The following is a 19,905-nucleotide window of genomic DNA, read 5'->3' on the forward strand; positions in this document are numbered from 1 at the left end:
ACCTTTCATCCGTTCGAGCACACGACCGCTTTTCCGCGGGTCAGCTGTCCCCGCCCTCGTCGATCAACCGCCGCACCTCGCGGTCGATGAGGCCCAGCCGGGCCTCCGCGACCAAGGGGACGGCGCGGCGCTGGCGGCGGGCCTCGGACAGGTCGATGTCCACCGTGACCAGCGCGGTCTCCCACTTCGGGGCCTGGGCCACCACCGTGCCGCGCGGGTCCACCACCCGGGAGCCGCCCCAGAAAGCGGCGCCGTGCTCGTTGCCCACGCGGTTGACGAAGACGATCCAGCACTGGAGCATCCGCGCCGTGTAGGAGAGCAGCGTGTCCCAGTACGAGCCGGTGTCCATCGCCTCCGGGTCGAGGCTGGCGGCGCTGTTGGTGGGGACGAACAGCACCTCGGCGCCGTCCTGCACCGCGATCCAGGGCAGCACCGGCTGCCAGGCGTCGTTGCAGACCAGCGTCGCGCCGCGGCCGCCGCTGGGGGACTTCGTCAGGCCGTACGCGCGAAGCGACTGGCCAGGGCTGACGTGCTTGCGCTCCTCCCAGGAGAGGTAGTTCGGGAGGTAGAGCTTGCGGTGCGCGTGCAGCAGCGTGCCGCCGGCGTAGTAGGCGGCCGTGTTGTAGGCGCGCAGGACCGTGTGCTCGTGGAAACCCACGAGGACGTCCGGGCCGAGGGCGCTCAGGTCGCGCAGCCGCGGGTCCTGCGCCTCGACCGAGACGTCCCGGGGCAGGGCGCCCAGGTGGTATCCGTGCAGGCTCAGTTCGGGGAAGACGACGAGGTCGGCGCCCTGTTCGGCGGACTTCTCGACCTCCTCGCGCGCGGTGGCGAGGTTCGCGTCGACCTCGCCCAGCGCGCAGTCCGTCTGCGCCAGCGCCACCCGCATGCCCGCACCTCGCTCCGTCGGCCGTCACGCCCGCCGGGACGGCGCATGGCGGGCGGTACACCCGCCTTGCGCATGGTTTGCGGCGTTACGGGCGGTACGTAGCCATGCTGACAGAGGATGCGGGCACGGGCCTGTTCGCGGCAGGCCCGCCCCCGAACCGGCGCGTCAGGCGCGGAGGAACTCCTCCACCGTGGTGGCCAGCGCCACCGGCGTCTCGTGCATCGGATAGTGCCCCGACCCCTCGATCGTGACGATCTCGGCCTGCGGATACCACCGCTGCCAGGTCTCCCGCATCAGATCGGCGGTCAGCGCCAGGTCGTACGCCCCGACGACCACCCGTACGGGGACGGAGTGCCGCTTCGCCGCCTCCGCGACCGCCTCCGAGAGGTCGAGCGGCTGCCAGCTGGCGAGATAGGCCGCGTGCGCCTCCTCGCGGGAGATGTCGAGCGAGTGGCGCACCATGCGGTCCAGCCAGACCGGGCTCGCCCGGTGGCCCGTGACCAGGTCGATGATGGCGCGCCGCTTGGCCGGGTCCGTCGAGGCCCCGTAGAACAGCTCGTGCGTCGCGTCGTCCATCGGGTACGCCCCGGCAGGGACCGGCGCCAGGCCGACCATCCGGTTCACCCGATGGGGCGCGTCGACCAGCACCTGCTGCATCGCCTTGCCGCCCATCGAGTGGCCCACCAGGGAGAAGCGCTCCCAGCCGAGCTGGTCGGCGAGGGCCAGCACATCGCCGGCGATCTCCGGCAGGTCGAAACGGCCCGGTACGTACTTGCGGTCGCCGTAGCCCCGGCAGTCCAGGAAGGCGTACGTGAAGGCGGTCCGGTCCAGGAAATCCAGGACGGAGCCCCAGCCGGCCGAGGTGCCGAACCAGTCGTGAAGAACGATCACCGGGTGCGGTCCTGAACCGATGGCGCGGTGCGCGATGGCCATACGGGCGACTCCCTTGTCTGCCGTCGTGTCTGCCGTGGGCGGGGATGCTGGTGCGGGGCGTGGGGGCGGGGTGCGGGCCTGGGTCGGCGCGCGCATTCTCCCCCTAGTCAGGCGGGTCGGGTAGGGGAGGTAACCGGCCAACGTCGGTGTTGACGGCGCGCCTTGACGCGGGCGGGCGGCGGCGCGGGGCCCGGTCGGCGGGCCGTGGGGGACACGGGTGCCGGGCCGCGTGAGGCGGAGGGTGGGAAAGTACCCGTATGCGGTGGGTGATCGGGGGAACGGGTGACGGGCGGGTGGCGGCGTGCGCCGTGGACGCGGCCGGGCGCCCGGTGGGGGTGCCGGTCCGGGCGGCGGGCGTGGCTGAGGCCGTACGCGCGTGTCCGGACGCGGAGCGGTGGGTGTGGCGGTCGACCGCGGAGACGTACCGGAAGCTGCTCGCGGCAGGCGTCCGGGTCGAGCGGTGCTACGACGTCGAGGCGGCCGAGGCGCTGCTGATCGGCCACGAGGAGGGCCAGTCGGGCCAGCCGCGGTCGCTGGCCGCGGCGTGGGCGCGGCGGCACCGGCTGCCGGTGCCCGACGATCCGCCGGTGCGCGGGGCGGAGACCCAGCCGTCGCTGTTCGAGCCGGGCCCGGTGCCGCTGCCGCCAGGGGTGGACGAGTTCACGGCGTTGCTGGAGGTGTACGCGGGGCAGCTGGAGCGTACGGAGCGGGCCGAGCACCCGGGCCGGATGCGGCTGCTGCTGGCCGCCGAGTCGGCCGGGACGCTGGTGGCCGCCGAGATGCGGCGGACCGGGCTGCCGTGGCGGGCGGACGTGCACCGGGAGCTGCTGGACGAGCTGCTCGGCGAGCGCTACCCGGGCGGTCTGGAGCCGCGCCGCATGGCGGAGCTGGCCGAGGAGGTCTCGCGGGCGTTCGGGGAGGGTGTACGGGTGCGCCCGGATCTGCCGGGTGAGATCGTCAAGGCGTTCGCCGGTGCCGGGATCACGCTGCGGTCGACCCGTAAGTGGGAGTTGCAGGAGATCCGGCACCCGGCGGTGGCGCCGCTGCTGGAGTACAAGCGCCTGTACCGGCTGCACACGGCGCATGGCTGGGCGTGGCTGCAGCAGTGGGTGCACGAGGGCCGGTTCCGTCCCGAGTACCTGCCCGGGGGAACGGTCTCGGGACGCTGGACGACCAACGGCGGCGGCGCGCTCCAGATCCCGAAGGTGGTCCGCAGGGCCGTGGTGGCCGATCCGGGCTGGCGGCTGGTGGTCGCGGACGCCGAGCAGATGGAGCCGCGGGTGCTGGCGGCGGTCTCCCGGGACCGGGGGCTGATGGAGGTGGCGGGCAGCGGCCGCGACCTGTACGCGGACCTGGCGGCGCGGGCCTTCGGGGGTGACCGGGCGCAGGCGAAGCTGGGGCTGCTGGGCGCCGTTTACGGCCAGACGTCCGGGGACGCCCTCAAGCACATGGCGGACCTGCGGCGGCGCTACCCGGACGCGGTGGAGTACGTGGACGCGGCGGCGCGCGCGGGCGAGGAGGGCCGGCTCGTACGGACGTGGCTGGGGCGCACCTGCCCGCCGGTCTCCGTGGCGCCGCCCGACGAGGCGGGGCTGCCGCAGGAGGAAAACGTTCCGGCATACGGCAGTACGGCGAGCGCCCGGGCGCGTGGCCGGTTCACCCGTAACTTCGTGGTGCAGGGCAGTGCCGCCGACTGGGCGCTGCTGATGCTGGCCGCGCTGCGCCGGTCGCTGGCGCCGCTCCGGGCGGAGCTGGTCTTCTTCCAGCACGACGAGGTGATCGTGCACGCCCCCGAGGAGGAGGCCGCGACGGTGGCGGCGGCCGTCGCGGAGGCCGCCGAGCTGGCGGGGCGTACGGCGTTCGGTGTGACGCCGGTGCGGTTCCCGTTCAGTACGGCGGTGGTGGAGTGTTACGCCGATGCGAAGTGAGACGGCGGGGTAGACGGGACGGTGGAGTACCGAGGGGGCACCGGGAGAGGAGTGAGTGCTGCTGTGCATGTCGATCCTGAGCTTGCGCCCGTACTGGAGCAGTTGCCTCCGCTTCTCGATCCGTACGCCGACATCGAAGGCACCCGCACCGGGATGCACACCCTCGCCCGCCACTTCCCCGCGGACCGCGACGGGGTGACGAGCGAGCGGTTCGCGGTGCCGCGGCCGGACGGTTCGCGGCTGGCCGTGGAGGTCTACCGGCCGGTGGACGCGCCGGGCCCGCTGCCCGCGGTACTGCACTTCCACGGCGGGGGCTACACGTTCGGGCAGGCGCCGCCCGGTGAGGACCGTACGGCGATCGGGCTGGTCCGCGAGGTGCGGGCCGCGGTGGTCTCGGTGGAGTACCGCCTCGCCCCGGAGCACCCGTGCCCGGCGGCGGTCGAGGACTGCTACCTCGCCCTGGAGTGGACGGCCGGGCAGGCCGCGGCGCTCGGTGTCGATGCCACGCGCCTCGCGGTCGGCGGGCAGTCCGCCGGGGGCGGGCTCGCCGCCGCCGTCGCGCTGATGGCGCGTGACCGGGGCGGCCCGGCCCTCGTCCATCAGTCGCTGGTCGTACCCGATCTGGACGACACGGCGGGTACGGGGCCGACGCCGGCGGACGGCGACCCGCGGCTGCCGGACGGCGCGTTCATCCAGCAGGGCTGGCGGCACTACGCGCCGGAGGGGGCAGCCGCGTACCCGTACGCGGCGGCGGCCCGCGCCACCGATCTGCGCGGCCTGCCCGCCGCCTGCGTCGTCGTCTGCGGTCTCGACCCGCTGCGGGACACCGGGCTCGCCTACGCCCGCCGGCTGAAGGACGCCGGGGTACGGGTCGCGCTGCACCACGTACCGGGGGCCTGGCACGGTTTCGAGATGTTCGCCCCGGACTCCCGTCTCGCACGGGAGACGACGGCCCGCTGGACGGGCCTGCTGCGCGCCGCGCTCCACGGGGACCCCGACCCGCTCAGCCGGACGCCGTCGCCACCGGCCCGCGCGTGATCCGCACCATCGCCGCGACCAGCACCTCCCGCGGCTTCTCCGGCCGGTCCAGCCACCACGGCGCCGGCCCGTACAGGGAACTGCGGATCGTCTCGCCCAGCGACTCATCCGGACTGCGGCACGTCCGGACCGCGCTCACCGGTGACATCGCACCCGACGCCCGCGCCAATTCCCTGGCGTCCGGGCGGGCCGCCGCCGGCCCCGGCCACGACCACGTCGGTCGCGTCGGCCCGGCCGCCGCGCTTCGTCGGCGCCTTCTCCATGTGACGCAGCCTGCGCGTGATGACGGCGTACGCCTACGGTGCCCGGCGGCCCGGACGCCGGGACACGGGCGCAGCGCACCGGGCCCGGCCGTTCCACCACGCGGTGGCGTTCGCCCGTTTCCGCCCGTAAGCGGTGGCCGGAACGTCCGGCGGGCACCCGTCGTCCGGGGCGGCGACCACGGCGTGACCACGCCATAGACTCGGCGGACAGCCGAGCACGTACGGAAAGGGATCAGCGTTGGCCGACACCGGAGGGACTCCAGACGCCTCGGCACCGGCCGCGGCCCCGGCGCCGACGCCCGAGACCAAGCTGGGCCCCAAGGACCGCCGCAAGCGGATCGCGGACCGGGTGCTGGCCGAGGGGCAGGTCAGCATCGAGGACCTGGTGCAGGAGCTGGGCGTCAGCCAGATGACGGTCCACCGCGACCTGGACTCCCTGGAGCACCAGGGCTGGCTGCGCAAGGTGCGCGGCGGGGCGACCGCCGCGCCCAACGCCCTGTTCGAGTCCAACGCGCGCTGGCGCGGCAACGAGCAGGTGGCGGCGAAGGAGGCGATCTGCGCGGCCGCGCTGGCCATCGCCGAGCCCGGCCAGGCCGTCATCATCGACGACTCCAGCACGGCGCTGCCGCTGGCCCGCTCCCTCGCCTCGCGCGGCGCGTACACGGTCATCACCAACTCGCTCCAGGTCATCAACGAGCTGGCCGAGGAGCCCGACATCCGGGTGATCGCGCTGGGCGGCGAGTACCACGCCGCCTTCAACGCCTTCCTCGGCATGTCCACGGCCGACATCGCCCGCAGCTTCCGCGCCGATGTCGCCTTCCTGTCCACCTCCGCCGTCGACAACGGCCACTGCTACCACCAGGCGCAGGAGAACGTCCTGGTCAAGCGGGCACTGATGGCCGCGGCACGGCGCAAGGTGCTGCTGGTGGACCACTCCAAGTTCGGCCGCCAGGCGCTGTACTCGCTGGCGCCGCTGGCCGACTTCGACCTCGTCATCTCCGACGAACAGCTTCCGCAGGAGGAGCGGGACGCGCTGCAATCGCTGGGAGTACGGTACGAGTTGGCGGCGGAGGGGGCGCATCGGGCGTGAGCGACGGAGGGGGCGCATCCGAAGTGAGTGGCGGAGGGGACGCATCAGGCGTGAGTGACGGACGGGTACCGGAGAGCGAGCAGCCGCCCGTGGCGGCCGACGGCTTCGAACGGGTGAACCCGCCCGAGCTGTCGCCGCCGACGGGTTTCAGCCATGCCGTACGGGCCGCGCCCGGCACTCTCGTGTTCCTGGCCGGCCAGACCGCGCTCGACGGGGCGGGCCGCATCGTCGGTGCCGGCCTCGTCGAGCAGTTCGAACGGGCGCTGGCCAACCTGCTGGCCGCGGCGCGGGCCGCCGGCGCGGGCCCCGGCGATCTGGCCAAGCTGACCGTCTTCGCCGTGGACGTGGCCGACTACCGCAGCAACGCGGCCGCGATCGGCCGGGTGTGGAAGCGGCTGGTCGGCGCCGACTATCCGGCGATGGCGGTGATCGGGGCGACGCGGTTGTGGGACGAGGCGGCGTTGGTGGAGATCGAAGGGGTCGCGGTCGTCCGGTAGGGGGCGCGGCAGCCCACCCGTACGCGGCAGGCCACCCGTACGCGTCAGGCCACCGGCTGTTCCCGGTGCAGGGCCACCAGGTCGGCCTCGTCCTTCCCGTCCAGGACGAGCCCGAAGTCGTTCTCCAGTACGGCCGGGATCTCCTCGGCCGGCACCTGCCGCACCTCGCGGGACCAGTCCGGGCGGGTCAGCGTCAGCTCCGTGCCGATCAGGGTGCGCCGCAGGTCCGGGCCGGGCTGCTGGACCACCGTACGGCCGGTGAACGGCGAGCGCGGGTGGGTGGAGATGTAGTAGTTGAAGACGCCGTAGTCGGCCGGGTGGCGGGCCTCCGGGCCGAACGCGTACAGGTCGAACCAGCCGTCCGCGTGCCGCGAGCGCAGCACCCAGGTGCCGTCCTCCCCCTCCCGCACCAGGCCGAACGTCCAGCCGCCCTGCCGGACCTCGACACCGTCGCGCAGCGGGACCGGCTCCAGCAGCGCCTCCCCGCCGAAGCCCACGTCGGTGATCCAGTCCGCGCCGTCCAGCCGCACCTTGAGGAGGGCGTGGGTGACCGGCCGGATCTTGGTCTCTCCCATGCGGATCCGGGCGCCCAGCCCGGAGACCTGGAAGCCGAGGCGTTCCAGCGCGGCGGCGTACAGCAGGTTCTGCTCGTAGCAGTAGCCGCCGCGGCGGCGGCCGACCATCTTCTCCTGGAGGGACTCCAGGTCGAGGAGGACCGGCCGCCCCAGGATGATCTCCAGGTTCTCGAAGACGAAGGCGGCGGCGTGCCGGGCGTGCAGCTCCCGCAGGGTGGCGGCCGTCGGCGTGCGCTCGCCCGCGTACCCGATCCGTGCGAGGTACGCGTCGAGGTCCAGCTGGTCCCCGCTCCAGATGCTGTCGGTCATGCCCGGTCCCTGCTCCTTCTGTGCCCCGGGCCACATCCCGGGGCGCCTGCTCACCTGCGGTCGGCGACGCGCCGCCCCTGCGACCTTACGAGACGGGCGGGGGTGGGTGGGGTGGGCAGTGAGGGGCGGGGTGGGCAGTGAAGGGCGTCATCGGCAGCGGTGGGGGTGTGGTGGCCTGCTCCCCTCAGACGATGACGCCGTCCAGGCCGTAAGCGGATGCGATACGCGCGTGGTCGCGCAGCGGCACGTCCCAGGCGAAGACCTCCATCCGGCGGCCGTGCACACCGCGCAGCCGGTGGACGGCGGCCACGTACTGCGCGTTCACCTTGGAGAGCTGGGGGTTGATCTGGTCGACGTAGCGTGTGTACGAAGCGAGCGCGTTCAGCGGCGGGTTGCCCAGGAACCCCGTACGGAGCTGCGGCACCAGACGGTGCACCGTCTGCATGCTGCTCGCGCTGAAACTCTGCACCACCAGCCGGCGGCGCACGTGGCTCCGGTCGAGCCAGCCCGCGCCCGCCAGCTCCTTGACGATGCGCGCCTCGATGCCGGGGTAGAGCTGCGGGCTCTTGATCTCCAGCAGCAGCCGCAGGTCGTGGTCCTCCATCCGCCGCAGGAACTCCGCGAGCGTCGGCACCCGTTCCCGTGCGAAGCGCTTGTTGAACCAGCTTCCGGCGTCCAGCCGCGCGATCTCGGCAGCCGTGAAGTCCTGTACCCGCCAGGGCGCCCGCTTGGGGAACACGCGCCGGGCGTCGGTGGTCCGCGCCAGTGTGGTGTCGTGCATCACCACCAGCTTCCCGTCCCGGGTCTGCTGCACGTCGTTCTCGACCCACTTGAAGCCCTGCCGGTCCGCCGCGTCCACGGCGGCGAGGGTGTTCTCCGGCGCCACCCGGGAAGCACCCCGGTGCGCGACGACGACCGGGCCGGAGAGCCAGGGAATGCTCACGACGTCGGCGAGCGGAGCCGTCACCCGGCCGACGGTGCCCGGACTGGCCTGCGCGCTGCCCGCGCAGACCGGCGTCAGGCCGGTGATCAGCAGTGCGCATCCGGTGGCCGCCGCGACGCGGAACGATCTCTGGTTCATCAGGGCCTCCCAGGCACACCAGGGCCTCCCGGGCACGCCCACCGCAGACAGCAACGACAGCGACAGCCTTGCCCCGATATGCCCTTAAGCATTCAAGAATGCCGCCATGCGGGGGCGCGCACGCTGCGGGGCGTACGCGCTGGCGTGTCGTGGGAGCCGGGCGCCCCGGTACCGGCCGGGCGCCCTCGGTACGGACCGGGCGCCCCCGGTGCCGGCCGGGCGCCCCCAGACATGGCTCGGCGCCTTCCTGGGCGGCGGTGAGGGGCCGTCACTCGCCGCCGACGGTCTCCAGCCGGTACCGCTCCCTGCCCGTACCGCCCTCGGTCCCGGCTCCCTCGGTCCCGGCTCCCTCCGGCCCGTCCCCCTCCCGCCGCACCCGCCCGCCCGTCGGCGCCGCGAAGTGGCTCCCGAGCATCAGCGCACCGCTCCGCGCCACCTCGTCGAACAGCCACCGCCGCGTCCGTACGGCTTCCTCCGGGTCGATGTCGACGCTGCTGCACAACTGAGGGTGCGCCAGCTGTACGGGGTGGTGCACGCAGTCGCCGGTGATGACGGCCGACTGCCCCTGGCTGCGCAGGGCGACCGCGCTCTGGCCGGGCGTGTGACCGGGCGTCGGGACGAGCGTGACGCCGGGGACGACCTCGACGCCGGGCGCGGTGACGTCCACCAGGTCCAGCAGGCCGTGTTCCCGTACGGGTTCGACCGAGTCGCGGAACATCTGACGGCGGCTCTCCTCCATCTCGACGCCGGACCAATAGACGTACTCGGCCCGGGAGGTGAGATAGCGGGCGCGCGGGAAGGTCGGCTGCCAGCTGCCGTCGGGGGCGAGGCGGGTGTTCCAGCCGACGTGGTCCGCGTGGAGGTGCGTGAGGATCACGTAGTCGATCTGCTCCGGCGGGAAGCCGGCGGCGGCGAGCCGGTCGAGGTACGGCGTGTCGAGCTGGTGCCAGGCGGGGTTGGCGCGCGTCTTGCCGTTGCCGATGCCCGTGTCGACCAGTACGCGCAAACCGCCCACCTCCAGCGCGAAGGTGTGCACGGCGGCGCGGAGCGTGCCGTCGGGGCGGGCGAACTCCGGCGTGAGCCAAGGCACTCCGGCCACGAGGTCCGGTGTCGCCCCGGGGAGCAGCCAGGCGCCGGTCTCGGGCGGCAGCGCGACTTCGTCGACGCGGTGCACGACGATGTCGCCGACGTGCCAGGTGTGCGCGGGGCGAGGGGACATGGGGCCTCCGTACGGATGGGAGCGGAGCAGGGAGAAGCCGGAACCGGACCAGGACCAGAACCAGAACCAGGGGATCGGCGGCAGGAACCTCCCTGCACCACGGCCAAAAGCTAAACATTTGCCTTAACCGAGACTAGCCCCCTAGGCTCACCAAACGCAAAGCCTTAGCTTTAAAGCTGAGTCCGCTCCCTCCTGCCACCCCTTCCCCTTCTTCTCACGGAGGACCCATGCCCCCCTCCCCTCTCTCCCCCGCCCTCGCCCTCGCTCCCGAGGACGTCGCCCGCCTGGCCCGGCGGGCCGGGCTCCCCCTCCCCGAAGACCGCCTGGCCGGTGTCACCGCCACCGTGAATGCCATCGACTCCGTCCTCAGCACCTTGCGCACCCTGCCTCTGGGCGACACACCACCCGCCCCTGTCTTCACCGCCGCCCCTCGCACCACCCACCTCCCCCGGACGACCTCATGACGCACACCCCCTCACCCACCCACACCCCCACCCACACCCCCGCCTCCGCACCCGCTCCCACCTCCCCCACCTCCCCCTCCACCCCTCTCCCCCACCACCTGACCCTCACCGAAGCCGCCCGCCTCATCGAGGACCGCGCCCTCTCCCCCGTCGAACTCACCACCTCCGTCCTCGACCGGATCGCCGCCGTGGACGAGAAGGCAGGCGCCTACGTGACGGTGACCGCCGAAGCGGCCCTCGCTTCCGCCGCCGAGGCCGAACGGGAGATCGCCGCCGGGCACCACCGCGGGCCGCTGCACGGCATCCCCGTGGCACTGAAGGACCTGATCGACGTGGCCGGCGTGCCGACCACGGCGAGCTCCCGGGTCCGGGACGGCCACCTGCCGGACGCGGACGCCGCCGTCACGGAACGGCTCCGGGCCGCCGGCGCGGTGCTGACCGGCAAGACCCACACCCACGAGTTCGCGTACGGCCTGACCACGCCGCAGACCCGTAACGCCTGGTCACCCGAGCACGTGGCAGGCGGTTCCAGCGGCGGTTCCGCCGCCGCCGTCGCCGCCGGCACGGCCACCTTCGCCCTCGGCACCGACACCGGCGGCTCGATCCGCGTACCCGCCGCCCTCAACCACGTCGTCGGCCTGAAACCGACGTACGGCCTGATCTCCCGGCACGGCGTGACCTCCCTGTCGTGGTCACTGGACCACGTGGGCCCGATCACCCGTACGGTCGGCGACGCGGCGCTGGTCCTCCAGGCACTCGCCGGACACGACCCGCGCGACCCGGCGTCCCTGGACCGCCCGCACGAGGACTGCACCCGCGCCCTCGGCGAACCGGTCACCGGCCTGCGCATCGGCGTCCCCGTCAACTACTACTTCGACCGCGTACAGCCCCAGGTGGTGGCCGCGGTCCGGGCCGCCGTCGACGCGCTCACCGCGCTGGGCGCCACCGCCGTACCCGTACACGTCCCGATGACGGAGTACGTCCACGCCGTCCAATGGGGTCACATGGTCCCCGAGGCCACCGCGTACCACCAGGACACGCTGCGGGCCGCCCCCGACCTGTACTCCGACGACGTACGGATGCTCCTCGAAGCCGGCGAGTTCGTCCCGGCCACCGACTACATCCGCGCCCAGCGCACCCGGACCCTGATGCACCAGGCCTGGCTCCAACTCTTCGACGGCACCGGCCAGCTGCACGAAACCGAAACCAGCACCGGCACCGGCACCGGCATCCGCACCGGAACCCACATCAGTACCGGAACCCACATCAGCACCATCCACCACCACGACGGCATCGACGCACTCGCCGCCCCCACCGTCCCCGCCACCGCCGCCCGCACCGACCAGACCACTTTCACCTGGCCCGACGGCTCGACCGAGAGCGTCGCCGACGCCTACGTACGCCTGTCCGCCCCCGCCAACCTCACCGGCTTCCCCGCCCTCTCCCTCCCCGTCGGCTTCGACGACCAGGGCCTGCCCATCGGGATGCAGCTGATCGGCCGCCCGCTGGCCGAAGCCACCCTCCTGCGACTCGGTCACGCCTATGAGACCGCCCACCACCCGGTGCCGCAGATCGCCCCGGCCTGACCGTAGGCGCCGGTCAACACGCATCAGCACCCGTCAGCCGGGCAGCAGCCGCTCCACCAGCCGCCTCGCATAGTCGGCGACGGCCCCGGAGCCGGCTGCCCCGGCCGCCCCCGTCTTCTCCTCCCCCACCGTCGTCTCCGGCCCCGGCCGGAACAGAATCCGGTACATCACCGGCGCCACGACCACATCCATGACCTTTTCCAGTTCCGGCACGGCTTCCCCACGCCCGGCCGCCCGCTCCAGCAGGATCCGCACCTGCTCGGCCGCGTACTCGGAACACTGCCCGGCATTGCCGCCGTCCGGATCACCCGCCAGCGCGTCCCGGGTGTACGCGCGACCGGCAGCGGACGCCATCTCCTCCAGAAACTGCTCGGCCCAGGCCCCGAGATCGGCACGCAGCGACCCGTGGTCCTCCGGCGCCCCCTCGGGCCGCAGCCGCTCCACCGCCACGTCCGACAGCAGTTCCTGAAGATCGCCCCACCGCCGGTACACGGTCGACGGCGTCACCCCGGCCCGCGCCGCGACCAGCGGCACCGTCAGCCCGTCCCGCCCCAGCTCGGCCGTCAACTCCTGAACAGCCCGGTGCACCGACTCCTGCACCCGCGCACTACGCCCACCGGGCCGAGCGGCGGCCTTCCTGCTCCCCTTGGCCGCGGGCCCGGAACCCTCATTCACCCTGCCAGTCACCCCTCCACCTTAACGCGAAATATTTGCGTCAGTGCTGGACAGCGGCGAGCTCCGGCCAAAGGCTGCGCCCTCGTGCGCCTCTGTCACACCCATGCCCTATGTTGCAGAGGCACGGTAGGGGGGCGAAATGGCGCGGGATTACGACAGTCAGCTGCTGGAGTCGGTGGCGGTCCGCCGGCGCAGGATGCGTGACGCTCTGCTCTTCGGCGCCCAGCGCGGGCGGCGCACGCTGGACGAGCGGCTCGGGAAGATATTCGCCGGGGTCGTCGTCGCGGCCGTCCTGTGCGCGGGATGCGTCGCGTGGTCGTTCCTGCAGCACACGCTGGCCCAGCAGAAGGCCGAGCAGGAGGAACAGCAACACCGGACGCGGCAGTACGGACAACCGCCGAAGTCTGCGAAGTCGGTGGAATCACGGAATCCCGCCGAACAGGTCCGGGCGGGCTTTGCGGCATTCCGGATACCGACGCAAAGGACTTCCCCTGCTGCGGAGAATTTTCTTCGATCCTCGACGAGCGGGGACCGGGAAAACCGACAGGTCCGGCCGGCCCGGGAATTCGCCGGTGCCCCGATGGTAGGTTCCGGCACGTGGTGAGCAGAACGACGACTTCGCAGGCGCAGCTGAGCCGGGTGACGCTGGTCGGCGAGCGGCGCCGGGCCGACATCGTGCTGCTCTCCGACACTCCGATCGGTCAACTGATCCCGGACATCCTGACGTTGCTGGACGACCGGCCCGGGGCGCGCCCGATGTCCCGGCAGTTGATCACGTCCGACGGGTCCGCGCTGCCGCACGACAGCACCCTGGCGTCCGCCGGGATCGCCGACGGCGCCGTGCTCCGGCTCGTCCGGACGCACTCCGCGCCGCCCGCTCCCGTCGTGCACGACGTCACCGACCAGGTCGCCGACGACCTCGACGTACGGTCCTGGCGCTGGCGGCCCGCCGCGCGCAGGGCCGGCGCGGGCGCGGCGTCCGTGGGCTTCGCGGTGGCCGCCGCGCTGCTCGCCCGCCGTGAGGTCGCGCTCGGCACCCTGGCCGGTGTGCTGTCGGCCGTCGTGCTGGTACTGCTGCCGGCCGGCGCGCTGGTCGCCAGGCTCGGGCGCGGCAACCGGGGCCTGGCGACCGCCCTGCTGGCCATCGCCGGCGGACTCGGCGTGCTCGCCGCGTGGACGGCCGCCGACGCGTACGCCTGGCCGGGCCCGGCGCGGCTCGCCGCCGTCGCGGGAGCGCTGGTCCTGACGCTGGTGTTCCTCGGCTACTTCTCGCCGCTGGGCAAGGGCGGCCTCGTCGGTGCCGTGACCACCGGCGCGCTCACCGTCGGATGGGAGGCGGTCGCCGCCGTACAGGGCGAACCGGCCCGGCTCGGCGCGGTCATGGCCGTCGTCTCCCTGATGCTGCTCGGCCTGCTGCCGCGGCTCGCCCTGATGGCGTCCGGGCTCACCGCGCTCGACGACCGGCGCTCGGCCGGCGCCTCGGTCAGCCGCCACCAGGTCGGTACCGCGCTCGCGGTGACGCACCGCGGCCTGGCCCTGTCGACGACGGTCACCGCGGTGTCGGCAGCGGCCGCGGGCTGGCTGCTCACCCTGGCGGCTCAGCCGTCCGTGTGGACCGTGGCGCTCGCCTCGCTCATCGCCGTGGTGCTGATGTCGAAGGCACGGGCCTTCCCGCTGGTCGCCGAGGTCGTCGCGCTGTTCGCCGCCGCGTCGTGCGTCGTCGTACGGCTCGTCGTGCTGTGGACGGAGCACACCGGGGCTGCCGGGCCGCTCGCCGTGCTGTGCGCGGCCGCGGCGCTGCCCCTGCTCGTGCTGGCGGTGCAGTTCCCCGAGCATGTGCAGGTGCGCTTGCGGCGCGTGGCCGACCTGGCCGAATCCCTCGGCATGGTGGCGCTCTTCCCGCTCGCCTTCGGGGTGTTCGGTGTGTACGGGCAACTGCTCAACCGGTTCTGAGTCGTTTCGCGGGTGCTCCGGGCGGGGCAGCAGCTTGGGGGGAGAAGGGCGGGTATGCCGAACGGAGGCGACTGGCAGAGTGATGTACTGCGGGACCTGAGAGGTGTTCCTCACCAGGAAGCGCGGAGCACAGCCGGGCCGGATCACAGCGTTTCCGCTCCTGACCGGAAGCGCCCCGAGGAGGCCGTTCAGGAGCCGGCCACTGCCGACGGGGGCGGCGCCTTCGAACAGGCCGACCGGCAACACCAGGGCCACACACCGCGAGAAGTGACCGGTGAAGTCCCGTCTCCCGCGCCCCGAAGCACTCCCGAGGCCCGCCCCGTCATGGGCGACGGACCGTCCGTCGCGCTGGACCGCACGCCGCGGCACGGCGAGTCCGTCGCCGCGCGAGCCGTACGCGCCCTGCGCCGTACGCTCTACACGTCGGCCACCCGTGAGGTCGCCGACGCCACCCGTACCGCCGAAATGCTCCAGCGTCCGGTGACGACCGGCCGGCAGATCGCCGTCACCTCCATCCGGGGCGGCTCCGGCAAGTCCACGGTCGCCGCGCTGCTCGGCACGGCGTACGCGCACTACCGGCAGGACCCGGTCCTCTTCCTGGAGGCCGACCCGGCGCTCGGCTCGCTGCCGCTGCGCCTCGGCGCCGAGACGGTGCGCTGGACCACCGGCGACCTGGCCGCCCTGGTCACCCCGGACATGTCGCTGTCCGACGTCACCGGGCACCTGGTCCCGCTCCCCGACAACGCCTGGCTGCTGCCCGCGAGTCGGGGACAGGTCGGTACGAGCCTGGACAGCCGGGCGTACGAGCGGGCGGTGGTCGCGCTGCGCCGCTACTTCGGCGTGATGGTCGTCGACTGCGAGACGCTGCCCGCCGAGGTCGGCCGGGTCGCACTCGCCGCGGCCCACAGCCGCGTGCTGACCAGTCCCGCCACGCCGGAAGGCGTCAGCAGTACGTACGCGGTGCTCCGGTGGATGCGGGAACTGCCGCGCCGCCTGCTCCCCGGCACCGTCGTCGTACTCACCGAACTGACGCCTCACCCGGGCATCGACCTCGACGCGGCCACCCGGCACCTCCGGTCCACCGGGGCGACTGTCCGCACCCTGCCGTACGACCGCCACCTGGCGTCCGGCGGCCCGATCTGCACCGCCTCGCTCGCCCACCCCACCAGGAAAGCCGCCGCCCGCCTCGCCGCCGAGGTCTTCCACCTCGCCCAGCAGCGGCACTGAACCGGATGCCGAGCCCGAACGTGAACGACGGACGACGATGAGTACCCGACTGATCCACCGCCCGGCCAGGACCGCCAAACCCCCGGCCGCCCCCGAGGCGCGCCTCGTCGAGGCCCCGCCCAACCTCCCGGAGGGCAAGGCGGGCAACGTCGCGATGTCGCTGCTGCCGGTCGCGGGCGTCATGTCGTCCGTGGTGATGATGACCGTCGTACGCAACAGCCGGTTCGCCGCGCTCGGCGCGATCATCCTGGTCGTCACCGTCATCGGCTCGGTCGTGCTCGTCCTCTCGCAGCGCGGCAAGGCCCAGCGCACCCGGCGCCTCCAGCGCGAGGCGTACCTCACCTACCTGGAGGACCTGCGCGAGGAGCTCGCCGCCGAGGAGCGCGAGCGGCGCAGCCGCGCCGACGTCCTCGATCCGCCGCCGCCCGCCCTGTACGACATGGTCCGCGACCCGGCCCGCCTGTGGGAGCGCCGGCGTGCCGACCGCGACTTCCTGCGCGTCCGCGCCGGCACCGGCGAGATGCCCGTGCGCGATCTGCGCATCACCCAGCAGGGCTCGTCCGTCCTCACCCCGCCGGACCGCTTCATGCTCAACGAGGCGTCGGCCCTGATGGCCCGCTTCCGTACCGGCACCGGTCTCCCGCTCACCGTCCCGCTCGACCGCGTCGGCAACGTCAGCGTCATCGGCCCCCGTGAGGACTGCCTGCGCCTCGCGCGTGCCCTCCTCGTCCAGGCGGCCGCTCTGCACGCCCCCGACGACGTGGGCATGGCGCTCGCCGTGCCCGGCGACCGGCTGGCGGACTGGGAGTGGGCCAAGTGGCTGCCGCACCTGCTCGACACGGAGCAGTTCGACGGCCCCGTCGCCGCTCGGCGTATCGCGCCCTCCGCGCCGCAGCTCGCCCGGCAGCTCGGTCCCGAACTGCGCCGGCGCGCCTCGTACGCGGCGGAGGTGCGGCGTGGTCTCTCCGGCAAGGACGCCCTGGCCCTGACGTCCCGGCTGCTCGTCGTCGCCGACGGACACGGTGCGGACGCCGTCGAGCTCCCGCGCCCCGACGAGGCGGTGGGCCTGCGGGAGATGGCCGTCACCGTCCTGCACCTGCTCGACCGGCGGGTTCAGGAGCCAGGACAGGTCAGCGTCCGGATCACCGTCGACGGCGACCAGGTGGTCGTCGAAGACCTGCGCGAACCGGAACCGGTCAGCGCGCACGGCACCGTGGACGAGGTGAGCGTCCCGTTCGCCGAAGGGCTGGCGCGGATGCTGGCGCCGCTGCGGCTGTCCGCCGAGTCGCCGGCCGACGCGCCCCTGTCCGGGCCGGTCGGGTTCGCCGGGCTCCTCGGCATCGACGACGTGGCACGGCTGGACGTACCGCGCCTGTGGGCGCCGCGCGGTGAGCGTGCCTTCCTGCGCGTACCGATCGGCGTCAACGACCTCCACGAGCCGGTGCTGCTGGACCTGAAGGAGTCGTCGGAGCTGGGCATGGGCCCGCACGGCCTGTGCGTCGGTGCCACCGGCTCCGGGAAGTCGGAGCTGCTGCGCACCCTCGTCCTCGCCCTGGTGGCCACGCACCCGCCGGAGGACCTCGCCCTGGTCCTCGTCGACTACAAGGGCGGGGCGACCTTCGCGCCGTTCGCCGGACTGCCGCACGTCGCCGGTGTCATCACCAACCTGGAGAACCAGGCCGGCCTGGTCGAACGCGTCCACGCCTCGCTCGCCGGCGAGGTCAAGCGACGCCAGCAGCTCCTCAAGGACGCCGGGCACATCGCCGACATCGGTGACTACGCGGCGCTGCGCGGCAGCCGGCGGCCCGATCTGGACCCGCTGCCGCACCTGTTCGTCGTCATCGACGAGTTCGGCGAACTGCTCACGGCCAGGCCGGACTTCATCGACCTGTTCCTGTCCATAGGACGCATCGGCCGCTCCATCGGCGTCCACCTGCTGCTCTCCAGCCAGCGCATCGAGGGCGGCAACCTCAAAGGGCTGGACACCTACCTCTCGTACCGGCTCGGCCTGCGCACCTTCTCCGCCGACGAGTCCCGTACGGTCCTGGACACCACGGACGCCTTCCACCTGCCGCCGCTGCCCGGTTTCGGCTACCTCAAGGTCGACACCAGCCACTACGACCGCTTCAAGGCGAGCTATGTGTCGGGGCCCTACCGAGGCCCCGTACCCCGCCCGGACGAGGCGGCCACCGGGCCCCGCGCACTCCGCTACGAAGCCTTCAACACCACGGGCGACGGGCAGGGCACGGACGTGGAGGAACCGGCCGTACGCCGCCGTGAGACCGGGCCGACCGAGCTGAGCGTCATGGTCGGGCAGCTGGCGGAGGCCCCCGGCACGGTACGCCGCATCTGGCTGCCACCGCTGCCCGGCGCGATCGCCCTGGACACCGTCGCCGGACCGCTGGACGTGGGACGGCGCGGCCTCCAGCTTCTGGACGCGAGGGGACGCGCCACGGAGGAGGTTGCGGAAGGGGCCGCGAAGGGCTCCTCGACGGACGGCGGACGGGGCACGGCCCGGGACCGGACCCCGCACCGGACCCCGCTCCGGGTGCCCCTCGGCCTGCTCGACGACCCGGCCAGACAGTGGCAGGGCCAGTGGTACCTGGACCTCACCGTGGCCGGCGGCCACGCCGCGCTCATCGGCGGCCCGCAGTCCGGCAAGACGACCCTGCTGCGCACCTTCGTCCTGTCGCTCGCGCTGACCCACACCCCGCAGGAGGTCGGCGTCTACGGGCTCGACCTGGTCGGCGGCGGCCTCCAGGCCCTCTCGGCCCTGCCGCACGTCGGCGGTGTCGCGGGACGTGCCGACCGGGAACGGGCGGTACGGACCGTCGAAGAGGTACGGAACATGCTCACGGCCCGCGAAGACCTCTTCCGTCAGCACGGCATCGACTCCCTCGGCCGGCTGCGCCACCTGCACGCGGCCGGCCGGCTGCCCGAGCTGGCCTCCGCCGAGATCGTGCTGGTCATCGACGGGTTCGGCGGTCTGCGCGACGACTTCGAGGAACTGGACGACGACATCGCCGACATCCTCAGGCGCGGCGGCGGTTACGGCGTCCACGTCGTCGCCGCCATGCTCCGCTGGAACGACGCGCGCATCGCCGTCCAGTCGAACTTCGGCACCCGCGTCGAGCTGCGGCTGAACGATCCCGGCGAGTCCTGCATCGACCACAAGCTCGCCGCCACCCTCTCGCCGGACGAGCCCGGCCGCGTCCTCACCGACGGACGGCTCTTCGCCCAGGTCGCGCTGCCCCGTACGGACGGCCGCGCGGACACCGCGGAACTGGGCGCGGTCCTGGAGCGGACGGCCCGCACCGTCCGCGCGTCCTGGAGCGGCGAGACCGCCCAGCCGGTACGGATCCTCCCGCACCTCCTGGAGCCGCAGCTCCTGCCGGGTCCGGCAGCCGAACCCACGCGGGTGCCGATCGGCCTGGACCAGGCGGCACTCGAACCCGTCCTGCTCGACCTGTTCGCCCACGACCAGCACCTGCTGGTCCTCGGCGACAGCGAGTGCGGCAAGACGAACCTTCTGAAGGCCGTCGCCACCGGCCTCATCGACCGCTACGGCGAGGACGAGCTGGTCTTCGCCGTCATGGACCCGCGACGGGGCCTGCGCGGCGCGCTTCTCGAAGAGTTCAACGGCGGCTACGCGTACAACGCCAAGCTGTGCGCGGGCCTCGCCAACGGCATCGCGACCGTACTGGAGCAGCGGCTGCCCGACGACACCGCGCGCCTGGAAGAGCTGGCGCCCGGCAGTTGGGGCGGCGGCCCGCGGATCGTGGTCCTCGTGGACGACTACGACGTCCTGACCACCGCGGGCCAGGCGCCACTGGCTCCGTTCCTGCCCTACATCCCGGCCGCCGCGGACATCGGCCTGCACTTCGTCCTGACGCGCCGCGTCGCGGGCGCCTCACGCGGCATGTACGAGCCCCTCGTGCAGAGCCTGCGCGAATCGGGGGCCGCGGCGCTGCTCATGGCAGGCGACCGCGGCGAGGGACAGCTGTTCCCCGGCCTGTACGCGTCCCAGCAGCCCGCCGGCCGCGGCGTACTCGTCCGCAGAGGCCGCCCCCACCGCCTCATACAGACCGTGTACGCCCCCGAGTGACCCGCCCGACCGCTCCCGCGCGCAGGCGGTCCACCCGGACCGCGGCGGCCGAGCCACGAACGACGAAGGACCGGAC

17 protein-coding genes and 1 pseudogene are annotated in these 19,905 nt (G+C 73.3%); 10 read left to right on the forward strand and 8 right to left on the reverse strand.

All coding sequences use genetic code 11. From position 1 onward, the window contains the following. Positions 1-40 precede the first annotated feature (40 nt). Positions 41-886: a nitrilase-related carbon-nitrogen hydrolase gene (locus OEIGOIKO_RS18325; RefSeq protein WP_125054965.1), complete on the reverse strand. Its 846-nt coding sequence runs from the start codon at positions 884-886 to the stop codon at positions 41-43. 165 nt (positions 887-1,051) lie between these two features. Then, positions 1,052-1,819, reverse strand: a complete 768-nt coding sequence (locus OEIGOIKO_RS18330) for an alpha/beta fold hydrolase (protein ID WP_125054966.1) — start codon at positions 1,817-1,819, stop codon at positions 1,052-1,054. Positions 1,820-2,076: 257 nt separating this feature from the next. Between OEIGOIKO_RS18330 and OEIGOIKO_RS18335 the strand changes: the two genes are divergently transcribed. Further along, complete coding sequence (locus OEIGOIKO_RS18335; protein ID WP_125054967.1) at positions 2,077-3,747, forward strand: bifunctional 3'-5' exonuclease/DNA polymerase; 1,671 nt, start codon at positions 2,077-2,079, stop codon at positions 3,745-3,747. 63 nt (positions 3,748-3,810) lie between these two features. After that, positions 3,811-4,785 (forward strand): alpha/beta hydrolase, encoded by a 975-nt coding sequence (locus OEIGOIKO_RS18340; RefSeq protein WP_246177401.1) that lies wholly within the window; start codon positions 3,811-3,813, stop codon positions 4,783-4,785. On the opposite strand, the gene OEIGOIKO_RS18345 is transcribed toward OEIGOIKO_RS18340, so the two are convergent. Both OEIGOIKO_RS18345 and OEIGOIKO_RS41625 read right to left on the reverse strand, forming a co-directional pair. Further along, on the reverse strand, positions 4,751-4,924 hold the full coding sequence (locus tag OEIGOIKO_RS18345; RefSeq protein ID WP_246177402.1) for a hypothetical protein: 174 nt from the start codon (positions 4,922-4,924) through the stop codon (positions 4,751-4,753). The two genes, OEIGOIKO_RS18340 and OEIGOIKO_RS18345, sit on opposite strands and share 35 nt — an antisense overlap. Next, positions 4,890-5,048 (reverse strand): hypothetical protein, encoded by a 159-nt coding sequence (locus OEIGOIKO_RS41625; protein WP_170251748.1) that lies wholly within the window; start codon positions 5,046-5,048, stop codon positions 4,890-4,892. The genes OEIGOIKO_RS18345 and OEIGOIKO_RS41625 overlap by 35 nt, the downstream gene beginning before the upstream one ends. 238 nt (positions 5,049-5,286) lie before the next feature. Here OEIGOIKO_RS41625 and OEIGOIKO_RS18350 point away from each other — a divergent pair, with 238 nt between their 5' ends. Then, a complete protein-coding gene (locus OEIGOIKO_RS18350; protein WP_125054969.1) occupies positions 5,287-6,138 on the forward strand; it encodes a DeoR/GlpR family DNA-binding transcription regulator in 852 nt (283 codons plus the stop codon). Positions 6,139-6,188: 50 nt separating this feature from the next. Continuing rightward, on the forward strand, positions 6,189-6,635 hold the full coding sequence (locus tag OEIGOIKO_RS18355; RefSeq protein ID WP_246177403.1) for a RidA family protein: 447 nt from the start codon (positions 6,189-6,191) through the stop codon (positions 6,633-6,635). 44 nt (positions 6,636-6,679) lie between these two features. Here the strand turns inward: OEIGOIKO_RS18355 and OEIGOIKO_RS18360 are convergent, their stop codons facing one another. From OEIGOIKO_RS18360 to OEIGOIKO_RS18370, 3 genes are all read right to left on the reverse strand, one after another. Continuing rightward, positions 6,680-7,519 carry an arylamine N-acetyltransferase family protein gene (locus tag OEIGOIKO_RS18360; protein ID WP_125054970.1) on the reverse strand — a complete coding sequence of 280 codons (840 nt, stop codon included), beginning with the start codon at positions 7,517-7,519 and terminating at the stop codon, positions 6,680-6,682. Positions 7,520-7,703: 184 nt separating this feature from the next. After that, entirely contained in the window at positions 7,704-8,600 is an 897-nt protein-coding gene (locus OEIGOIKO_RS18365; protein ID WP_125054971.1) for a glycerophosphodiester phosphodiesterase, read from the reverse strand. A gap of 268 nt (positions 8,601-8,868) precedes the next feature. Then, positions 8,869-9,819 carry an MBL fold metallo-hydrolase gene (locus OEIGOIKO_RS18370; protein WP_125054972.1) on the reverse strand — a complete coding sequence of 317 codons (951 nt, stop codon included), beginning with the start codon at positions 9,817-9,819 and terminating at the stop codon, positions 8,869-8,871. A gap of 227 nt (positions 9,820-10,046) precedes the next feature. On the opposite strand from OEIGOIKO_RS18370, the gene OEIGOIKO_RS18375 reads away from it, so the two are divergent. Beyond that, entirely contained in the window at positions 10,047-10,283 is a 237-nt protein-coding gene (locus tag OEIGOIKO_RS18375; RefSeq protein WP_125054973.1) for a hypothetical protein, read from the forward strand. After that, positions 10,280-11,869, forward strand: a complete 1,590-nt coding sequence (locus tag OEIGOIKO_RS18380) for an amidase (protein ID WP_125054974.1) — start codon at positions 10,280-10,282, stop codon at positions 11,867-11,869. Before OEIGOIKO_RS18375 ends, OEIGOIKO_RS18380 begins: the two co-directional genes overlap by 4 nt. A gap of 33 nt (positions 11,870-11,902) precedes the next feature. Here the strand turns inward: OEIGOIKO_RS18380 and OEIGOIKO_RS18385 are convergent, their stop codons facing one another. Continuing rightward, positions 11,903-12,457, reverse strand: coding sequence for a TetR/AcrR family transcriptional regulator (locus OEIGOIKO_RS18385; RefSeq protein ID WP_246177404.1), 555 nt, complete (start codon positions 12,455-12,457; stop codon positions 11,903-11,905). A 226-nt stretch (positions 12,458-12,683) separates the two neighbouring features. On the opposite strand from OEIGOIKO_RS18385, the pseudogene OEIGOIKO_RS18390 reads away from it, so the two are divergent. The 4 genes and pseudogenes from OEIGOIKO_RS18390 to eccCa all read left to right on the forward strand — a co-directional run. Next, a pseudogene (locus tag OEIGOIKO_RS18390) lies at positions 12,684-12,944 on the forward strand (hypothetical protein); the annotation flags it as partial. A 197-nt stretch (positions 12,945-13,141) separates the two neighbouring features. Continuing rightward, positions 13,142-14,497, forward strand: coding sequence for a type VII secretion integral membrane protein EccD (eccD, locus tag OEIGOIKO_RS18395; RefSeq protein WP_246177405.1), 1,356 nt, complete (start codon positions 13,142-13,144; stop codon positions 14,495-14,497). 54 nt (positions 14,498-14,551) lie between these two features. Further along, positions 14,552-15,724 carry a MinD/ParA family ATP-binding protein gene (locus OEIGOIKO_RS18400; protein ID WP_125054977.1) on the forward strand — a complete coding sequence of 391 codons (1,173 nt, stop codon included), beginning with the start codon at positions 14,552-14,554 and terminating at the stop codon, positions 15,722-15,724. Between the two features lie 37 nt (positions 15,725-15,761). After that, positions 15,762-19,829, forward strand: coding sequence for a type VII secretion protein EccCa (eccCa, locus tag OEIGOIKO_RS18405; RefSeq protein ID WP_125054978.1), 4,068 nt, complete (start codon positions 15,762-15,764; stop codon positions 19,827-19,829). The last annotated feature ends 76 nt before the right edge of the window (positions 19,830-19,905 follow it).

It is taken from the genome of Streptomyces paromomycinus (assembly GCF_003865155.1).
Lineage (GTDB): Bacteria > Actinomycetota > Actinomycetes > Streptomycetales > Streptomycetaceae > Streptomyces > Streptomyces chrestomyceticus.